The following is a 7,585-nucleotide window of genomic DNA, read 5'->3' as shown; positions in this document are numbered from 1 at the left end:
CCTAAACCAATAATACCTATATTCATGCCGCTAATATAACCATGAGTAGCAAAATTACGTATGAAACCTTACATTAGCCCCCAGTAAACCCAGAATATCAGTAATAAAAACCATTAATATTCTGATTTGTTAACATTGGATACCTAATTTTACATGATGAACAAGCACTTTTTATTCAGTATCTGTATTTTAATGATCGTTTTTTTGGGCAGCATTACCGGGGCCCGTGCCCAGGATACTACCAAAAAAGCCAGCGGCTTAAAACCCGCCATTGCAAAACCTACTGCTGTAAAACCTGCCGTGCCTGTAACCCCATCAGCTAATAGATATGTGCAGCCCAAAGCTACCGCGCAGGATTCGGCCTTGGTGAAAGATAAATCATTAAATGGCCAGTACCAGTATTTGTTAAGCAAGCTTTTTCATTACCAGCAGCCACTGGCATCGGCCCTATGGAAAAACATGCGCGATACCCTAAATACCGAACGCCGTAAACTTGCCGCCGCGCAATCAAAACTCGATGCTCAGAACAAAGATATCAGCACCCTTAAAACCGATGCTACCAGCAAAGACCAAACCCTTTCTGAAGCCAATGCCAAACGCGATGAAATAAGCCTGCTGGGTATTTCTCTTACCAAGGCATCATATAATTTATTAATGTGGGGACTGGTTATTGCCTTTGGTGTTATAGCCGCTATTGTTATTGCCCGCTCGGGCGCTCATAGCCGCGAAGCTAAATACCGCATCAAACTGTACGAAGAGCTTGATGAAGAGTATAAAACCTACAAAACCAAAGCCAACGAAAAAGAAAAGAAACTGGCCCGCGAACTACAAACCGAACGCAACAAGCTTGATGAGCTTTTAGGCAGAGGGTAATTCTTCGATTTCGGAGTTGGGATTTTCGATTTTGGATTTATTTCAGTTTGATTTTATCCTGAGTTACAATGCCACTGATAACCTGTCAATTGCGAGCGTAGCGCGGCAATCGCGTATTTTACAGGGGAATCTGCATAGTTCGCGATTGCTTCGTCGTTCCTCCTCGCAATGACAGGTATAAAACACGTTCTGTCACGAGGTATATGGTGTTTATCACTATATTGCCGCCATGAATAACTCTGAATTGCTTACCCTGATAACCCAACTACGATCTTTAGCCGATACCGGCCTGCTATACGCCAAAAACGAATATGATACAGAACGTTATACCGAGCTGCGGCACATCAGCACCCAACTTCTGGATAAGGTAACTGGCTTTGGTGAGGACACTATCAATATGTTATTTCCGCAGGCTCAGGACTACCCTACCGCTAAGGTTGATGTCAGGGGCATCCTGCTATCGGCCGATAATAAGATCTTATTAGCCCGTGAAAGCGCGGATGGTAAATGGTCGTTACCCGGAGGTTGGGCCGATGTTGGTTATAGTGCCAAAGAAGTGATTGTAAAAGAATTTCAGGAAGAAACCGGTCTTACCGTTGTACCCGACAGGCTACTGGCTGTTTTTGATAAAAAAATGCACCCGCACCCACCCCAGCCATTTTATGTTTACAAAATGGTTTTCCATTGCAGGGCCATGTCATCGGTGATTAATAAGGGGTTTGATGTGCTCGATGTGCAGTATTTTGACATCAACCAACTACCCGAACTATCTGAAGACCGTATATTAAAAAGCCAGATAGAATTACTTTACGAAAAAATCCTATCTGGCGATAACAGCGTTTACGCTGATTAATTTTTATATAACTTACTGATCGCTCAGTTTTACACCGGTATTGGTAAGCTTTGGCAACGTGCGCTGATCGGCTGGCAGGTTCATGAACTTTTTGTAAGAGTCGTTGATATATACCGTTAACGACTGGCCGTTGTTATTTTTCAAAAAGGCGTAAGTTGGGCGGTAAAGGGTCATGAAATTTTCCAGCTCCTGACCGCGCAGGGGTACCAAGCTTTCTACATAAGTGGCATTGAATACCTCATCGATGTGCCTTTCTTCTTCCTCCCGTTTAAAGTATTTTTTCAGGCGGCGGGCATCACGGGCATCTTTACTAAACCATGATGATGGGGACAGCGGATAAACCTTACTCTTGGTATAAACCTCAGGGTACTCACGATGGGCATCAAATGATTGCCGGGTTGAGGTAATATCAACCTGGCGCAGCGCTATGGTTTTAGTAACCATCTCAATCCTTTTGGGAGCCAGATTGGTTATATACAATGTATCAGACACGTAACCCGGCGATTCAAAGATCAGCGTATGGCCTGTTTCTACATTGATAGAAAAATTACCTTTATCATCTGTAATGGTGATCTGCTTTTTATTGTTATCGTCGCGGATAAAAACATTGGGCATACGGATACTTTTACCCGATTCATAAACAGTACCTTTTAACATGCTTTGCGCGTTAACGGTACCCGCCATAAAAAGTGCGGAAAATAATAGGAGATAGTGAGGTTTCATGGCAGATCAATTAAACTGTAAATTAAACCTATTTTTTGCAATAATGGTTTTGAATTTAACACTTTTAAAAGCGTACTGTTAATTAATGACAAAACAGTGAAGCTAAATATACCAAATTTGCAATGTACCCCCTATCTATAAACAAACAAGCCGCCCCATGATTGTCATGAAGCGGCCCGCAAACATTATATATACTGTCCCGGTATCGGTCGGAATGAATTAATACCTGTTAACCTTAAAATCAGATACACCACCAGTCATGTGGATGTATATTTTATTTTTTGCCGCGTCAAAACCCGGGGTTTCATAACGGCCGTCGTCCTTTTTATCAAAGCCGGCAAAGTCACTTGATGACAAACCTGAGTTTGTTCGGATACTGCAGGCTGCACCTGTTGGCACACCGATCCTCACTTCGGATACCCCGGTTGAAACCTCTACATTGGTACTTGCCAAAGGGTTTCCAAGTTTAACATCAAATGATGCAGCCCCACCCTTTAAAGTTAAGTTTTTTATTTTGAATTTGCTAAGGTCAAAATCAACTTTTGTTGCCCCTGTTTCCACGTTTATTTCCCACTCGGGGTTAGGGTTTAGTTTAATATTGGCATCGTTTGATTTATTGTTGTCAGCGTCAAAATGCCAGCCCTTATTATTCTTCATTTTAAGGTTCAAAACATATACTGAATCTTCCTTACCTGACGTAAACTCATACTTACCATAAAACTCTTTGGTTTCGGCCTTAAAAAGCTGGCTGGTGGTATCATTTAAAGTATAAGTAGTTGCCCCGCCTTTTATATTAAGGCGGGCCAGCTTAGCATCAGGGGTATAATCTTTGTTAAAAATGCTGCTGCCTTCTAATTTAACTACACCATTACCTGCCGAACTGGTGGTATCGCTATCGTCATCATCGTCGTCGTCATCTTTATCATTGTATTGAAAATTATACCTGCCTGGCCAAAAGCTATAGCGTTCAAAATGCCCGAATACCAACAGGCCGAAACCCAATATCACTACCGATAATTTTAAGATGGTGGCCCAGGCCGATCTGTTACCGGCGAAAACCAGGTTAACACCGCCCATAATTAAAAACACGGGCCACAGGTGGATAACATTCGTCCAGTGAAAATCAATATAACCGAAGTTATTGAGCAGGAATATGGCCCCTATGCATACCAGGATGGCACCCGGAACTAATTTATCATTTCTCATTTTAGTATTTTTTAATGGTTATCAAACTAAACGGGGGCTTAATTCCTCCAAGCTGAAAAAACTCCCGTTAATTCCTGGTATTTATACGGTTGGTGGGGTATCTGTTGGTTTATCCTCATCCTGCTTAAGATCATTATCTTTATGCAGGGTGTCGTCCTTAACCTCCGGCTCTTCAGTGCTGGCGGTATTTTGCCAGTTATCTTTTTCCCAGGGCTTTTTCTTTTCGCCCGATACCATAATGGCCAAACCTACAATTACCAGAATTACCGGCCATAGCCTACCCATATGCCAAAACCTAAACAGGTGCAATTCATGCAGCAGGAATGATCCGCCTATGAATATCAGCAGCACACCAAAAACAAGTCCCGCGTTTGATACGCCTTTTTTAGGCGCTTTAGCAAAAGGGTCGCCGGCTTGTGGTGGCATGTTACCAAAAGGGTTAAACGGTTCCTGCGGCGGTACCCTGTAATCAACACCGGGGTTAAAATAGTTATAATCTTTTTTGGGCAGCACTATCCATAATACAAGATAAACCATAAAACCCGTGCCCATGAAAATAAAAGTTAGTAAAAACAGGGCGCGTATAATAGATATATCGATGTCAAAATAGTCGGCCAAACCCGCGCAGACACCGCCTAATACCTTGCGGCGTTCATCGCGATAAAGTTTCTTTTCCATGATTCTGTTAGTATAGTGAGTGATTTATGACTCAAATGTGCTAACTATAGCTATTTTACCGTAATGCTTTTAGGTGAATGTAACTAATTTTTCGGTAAAGCACCCAAAAATACCGACGAACGATGCTGGCTTTTAACTGTGTTTTGATTATATCTGGCCAGGTGCCGGTTTAATAATTATTTCGTCTACATTGGCGCCTATGCTCATTTTATATATGTTGATGATTGCCGACGCGATATCTTCAGGTAATACCATCGTATCCTTATCAACTACGGCATCTTTCCATGAATCGGTTAAGGTCGACCCCGGAATTACGGCGGTTACTTTTACGCCATACTCCTGCATTTCAAACCTCATGAGTTTAGTTAGCCCCAGCAATGCGTATTTGGTTACGCTATACGCACCTGCCGCCGCTATAGGGTTTAATGAAGCTACCGAACATATATTGAAGAAATGGCCTTTACGTTCGGCCCTCATGGCTTTGCCAAAAAAACGGTACATTTCATAGGCAGGCATCAGGTTGGTGTTCAGTTGCGATTCAAACACCTCCTCACCTTCATCTAATATACTTGCATGTGCGTAGGTACCTAAACTATTTACCACCACATCAATAAAGCCCAGTTCTTGTTGGGCAGCAGCAGCAAATTGCAGCAGTTGTGCCTTGTTGCTGCCATCAGTTACCTTTGTAAAAACCTTAATATTGGGGTTGATCTGTTGCAGCTCATCTTTAAATTTTAATAATTCCTGCTCATTGCGTGAACAAATTGCGAGGTTTAATCCTTCATTAGCAAATGAAATTGCAATAGAGCGGCCCATTCCTTTTGTTGAACCGGTAATCAAAGCGTTCTTCGTCATGTTTGTGTTGTTGTTTTAGTATATTATTGGGCGCCAAAATTTTGGTGCGGATTTTTAAAAAAGATTTGAAGTATTAAGGCGCTAATTTACGTATGCAGTAATTGTTAGCCCATAAAAGTGCATATTTTAATTAACCAATTACCACAATAGCTAAAGCTGAATGGTAAAAACACATTTTTAATTATTTAAAAACATTAAAATTAAAAAGCCCCACTTGAGCAAGCGAGGCTAAAAATTTAATGTTAATTTATGTTATTGTCTTTTAAGGCTGACATTCAATGTGGTTTTATCCCCTCCTTCTAAAATGTCAGTTTGTGATATTCGTAAGATCTTTTCATCTAAGGTTATAATCTTAGCTACTGTTTTATAATTTCCTTTTGTGGTGATGTAAGTAATTGTATTACCCGAAATGCTATAAGTTGCTGTTTCTGCCGGATATTCCGAAGTACCATCTCGTCCATAATCCTGAGTTGAATAGGTGTTGTCGGCATTGTATGTATTGATTGTTTCACCGCCATAAATAGGATGTAGATAATCATAATTATACAATGAATCAGTTTTTACTGTTGAATCCCTGCCAGAATTGGTATAATGTACAGTTGTACGAGCACTTCCCGTTAGCAGCCATTTACCAACTATGGAAGCAAATTTAACGGTTTCAACCGGATGCTCTGGTTTATCAGGATTGATAATTTTTTCTTTGTTGCAAGCTGCAAACAAGGCTACAGCAAGTAATAATGTGATGTATTTAGGTTTCATATATCAATAATACCAACAACGTCAATATCATAGATAAAACCTACGGTTAGATTAAAAGACTAACCATTGCTAACATTACAATATTTTAATCCTTTATACGGTCATAAATTTGAACTTCAGAATATCCAGGTTGATCAGTAGCATCTCTGACTCTTTTTAAGGTTTTATCATCATAGGTGATTGTCCATGTTAATGCATTCACATCTATTTCTTTATCACCAACTATTTTGTAATTGAATGATATGGTGCCGGCTTCGCTACCGGCATATTTTGTGTAATAAGTTACCATTGATGATGTATATTCATTTATGGTTATATTATCTTCATCAGCATATACAGCTGTAACTGTATCGATTCGATTTGCATTTGAGTGGACTACATAGTTAGCCCGGAGATTCCATTTACCTAAAAGTGCGGAAGGCTTTTCTGGTTGCTTATCCTTTGTACAAGCTGTAAAGAAAAGTAATGTAAGAGCCGATATTATAAGTTTAGGTTTCATTTTCCAAAAGTATCTAATGAATCAACATTTTCAAAAAGGAAAGTCCTGTCATTTCCGACCGGGCTAAAAAATCAACCGTACGATAACATTAATTTTAAACCTTTAATCTTGTTCAGAATTATACCAAAATAATAACGCCCATATTCTTTGGGATACCCCGCTTTTTGTCCTTTGTAAGTAATAGAATATCTTACAAACCATTTATTATCTTTGGGCTTTGATAGTTTAGGTTCTGTGTATTCAAACAGTTTCATTGATATGCGGTTATTGAGTGTGACTATAAGAATTAGTTTTTCCCTTTAGGCTTAAACTGAGTCAAGAAGCACACCATATTAACTGACGTATTTTTAACCGATTTTTAAAATAGCAAATGTTTCAAAGTTTAGGGAAATACATACTACTGCTGCGTTTAAGTTTCAGGAAGCCTGAAAAATTTAGTGTATACTGGAGCGAGGTAATGCGCGAAATGGTTTCAGTGGGCATTGGCTCACTGGGCATCATCGCCGTTATTTCAGTATTTATTGGCGCTGTGGCAACCATTCAAACCGCGTTTCAGCTGGTGAGCGATTTTATTCCCAAAACCATCGTTGGCGGCATTACCCGCGATTCAACCATCCTGGAGTTTAGTCCTACTATCTCGGCACTGGTGCTGGCCGGGCGTGTAGGATCAAGCATGGCATCACAAATAGGCACCATGCGCGTAACCGAACAAATAGACGCCCTGGAGATCATGGGTGTAAACGCTCCCGGATATTTAATATCGCCTAAAATTATAGCCGGTGTAAGCATGGTACCCTTACTGGTTATTGTATCGGTAATTTTAGGCTTAACAGGCGGCTACATTGCCTGCGCTGCATCGCAGGATGTTTCAACAACCGATTACGTAACCGGTTTAACCGATGGCTTTAACCCACTTATTGTTACTGTATGTGCTGTTAAAGCCATATTTTTCGGATTTATTATTACTTCCATCTGCTCATACCAGGGTTTTTATACCAATGGCGGATCCCTTGAGGTTGGTCAGTCGGCCACACGCGGTGTGGTTTGGAGCTGTATCATGATTTTATTTGTGGATCTGATTATATCACGCCTGCTACTATGATTGAAATTAAAGACATCTACAAAACATTTGGTGAAAA

Annotated in this window: 9 protein-coding genes; 3 read left to right on the top strand and 6 right to left on the bottom strand. The window is 40.5% G+C overall.

The window, feature by feature from the left end; genetic code table 11:
* The first annotated feature begins 192 nt into the window (after positions 1 to 192).
* Both AAGC65_RS23555 and AAGC65_RS23550 read left to right on the top strand, forming a co-directional pair.
* Positions 193 to 873 carry a hypothetical protein gene (locus AAGC65_RS23555; protein ID WP_343114920.1) on the top strand — a complete coding sequence of 227 codons (681 nt, stop codon included), beginning with the start codon at positions 193 to 195 and terminating at the stop codon, positions 871 to 873.
* A 229-nt stretch (positions 874 to 1,102) separates the two neighbouring features.
* Entirely contained in the window at positions 1,103 to 1,726 is a 624-nt protein-coding gene (locus AAGC65_RS23550) for an NUDIX hydrolase (RefSeq protein ID WP_343114919.1), read from the top strand.
* A gap of 12 nt (positions 1,727 to 1,738) precedes the next feature.
* Here the strand turns inward: AAGC65_RS23550 and AAGC65_RS23545 are convergent, their stop codons facing one another.
* From AAGC65_RS23545 to AAGC65_RS23520, 6 genes are all read right to left on the bottom strand, one after another.
* The gene (locus tag AAGC65_RS23545; protein WP_343114918.1) at positions 1,739 to 2,449 is read right to left on the bottom strand and encodes a hypothetical protein; all 711 of its coding nucleotides are present in this window, start codon (positions 2,447 to 2,449) and stop codon (positions 1,739 to 1,741) included.
* Between the two features lie 219 nt (positions 2,450 to 2,668).
* The gene (locus tag AAGC65_RS23540; RefSeq protein ID WP_343114917.1) at positions 2,669 to 3,655 is read right to left on the bottom strand and encodes a LiaI-LiaF-like domain-containing protein; all 987 of its coding nucleotides are present in this window, start codon (positions 3,653 to 3,655) and stop codon (positions 2,669 to 2,671) included.
* A gap of 81 nt (positions 3,656 to 3,736) precedes the next feature.
* Entirely contained in the window at positions 3,737 to 4,333 is a 597-nt protein-coding gene (locus AAGC65_RS23535) for a PspC domain-containing protein (protein WP_343114916.1), read from the bottom strand.
* Positions 4,334 to 4,480: 147 nt separating this feature from the next.
* Positions 4,481 to 5,188 (bottom strand): SDR family oxidoreductase, encoded by a 708-nt coding sequence (locus tag AAGC65_RS23530; protein ID WP_343114915.1) that lies wholly within the window; start codon positions 5,186 to 5,188, stop codon positions 4,481 to 4,483.
* Between the two features lie 252 nt (positions 5,189 to 5,440).
* Entirely contained in the window at positions 5,441 to 5,947 is a 507-nt protein-coding gene (locus tag AAGC65_RS23525) for a lipocalin family protein (RefSeq protein ID WP_343114914.1), read from the bottom strand.
* A gap of 85 nt (positions 5,948 to 6,032) precedes the next feature.
* Positions 6,033 to 6,446, bottom strand: a complete 414-nt coding sequence (locus AAGC65_RS23520) for a hypothetical protein (protein ID WP_343114913.1) — start codon at positions 6,444 to 6,446, stop codon at positions 6,033 to 6,035.
* 370 nt (positions 6,447 to 6,816) lie between these two features.
* On the opposite strand from AAGC65_RS23520, the gene AAGC65_RS23515 reads away from it, so the two are divergent.
* The gene (locus AAGC65_RS23515; protein ID WP_343114912.1) at positions 6,817 to 7,548 is read left to right on the top strand and encodes an ABC transporter permease; all 732 of its coding nucleotides are present in this window, start codon (positions 6,817 to 6,819) and stop codon (positions 7,546 to 7,548) included.
* The last annotated feature ends 37 nt before the right edge of the window (positions 7,549 to 7,585 follow it).

The sequence above is a fragment of the Mucilaginibacter sp. genome (assembly GCF_039207105.1).
Taxonomy (GTDB): Bacteria; Bacteroidota; Bacteroidia; order Sphingobacteriales; family Sphingobacteriaceae; genus Mucilaginibacter.
Note: the sequence above shows the minus strand (reverse complement) of the source record. Positions and strands in the feature narration are given on the sequence as shown.

Bases quoted from the DNA above. Each gene is read 5' to 3' on its own strand.
- AAGC65_RS23545 (WP_343114918.1), bottom strand. From the start codon at position 2,449: ATGAAACCTCACTATCTCCTATTATTTTCCGCACTTTTTATGGCGGGT.
- AAGC65_RS23555 (WP_343114920.1), top strand. From the start codon at position 193: ATGATCGTTTTTTTGGGCAGCATTACCGGGGCCCGTGCCCAGGATACT.
- AAGC65_RS23520 (WP_343114913.1), bottom strand. From the start codon at position 6,446: ATGAAACCTAAACTTATAATATCGGCTCTTACATTACTTTTCTTTACA.
- AAGC65_RS23515 (WP_343114912.1), top strand. From the start codon at position 6,817: ATGTTTCAAAGTTTAGGGAAATACATACTACTGCTGCGTTTAAGTTTC.
- AAGC65_RS23550 (WP_343114919.1), top strand. From the start codon at position 1,103: ATGAATAACTCTGAATTGCTTACCCTGATAACCCAACTACGATCTTTA.
- AAGC65_RS23540 (WP_343114917.1), bottom strand. From the start codon at position 3,655: ATGAGAAATGATAAATTAGTTCCGGGTGCCATCCTGGTATGCATAGGG.
- AAGC65_RS23535 (WP_343114916.1), bottom strand. From the start codon at position 4,333: ATGGAAAAGAAACTTTATCGCGATGAACGCCGCAAGGTATTAGGCGGT.
- AAGC65_RS23525 (WP_343114914.1), bottom strand. From the start codon at position 5,947: ATGAAACCTAAATACATCACATTATTACTTGCTGTAGCCTTGTTTGCA.
- AAGC65_RS23530 (WP_343114915.1), bottom strand. From the start codon at position 5,188: ATGACGAAGAACGCTTTGATTACCGGTTCAACAAAAGGAATGGGCCGC.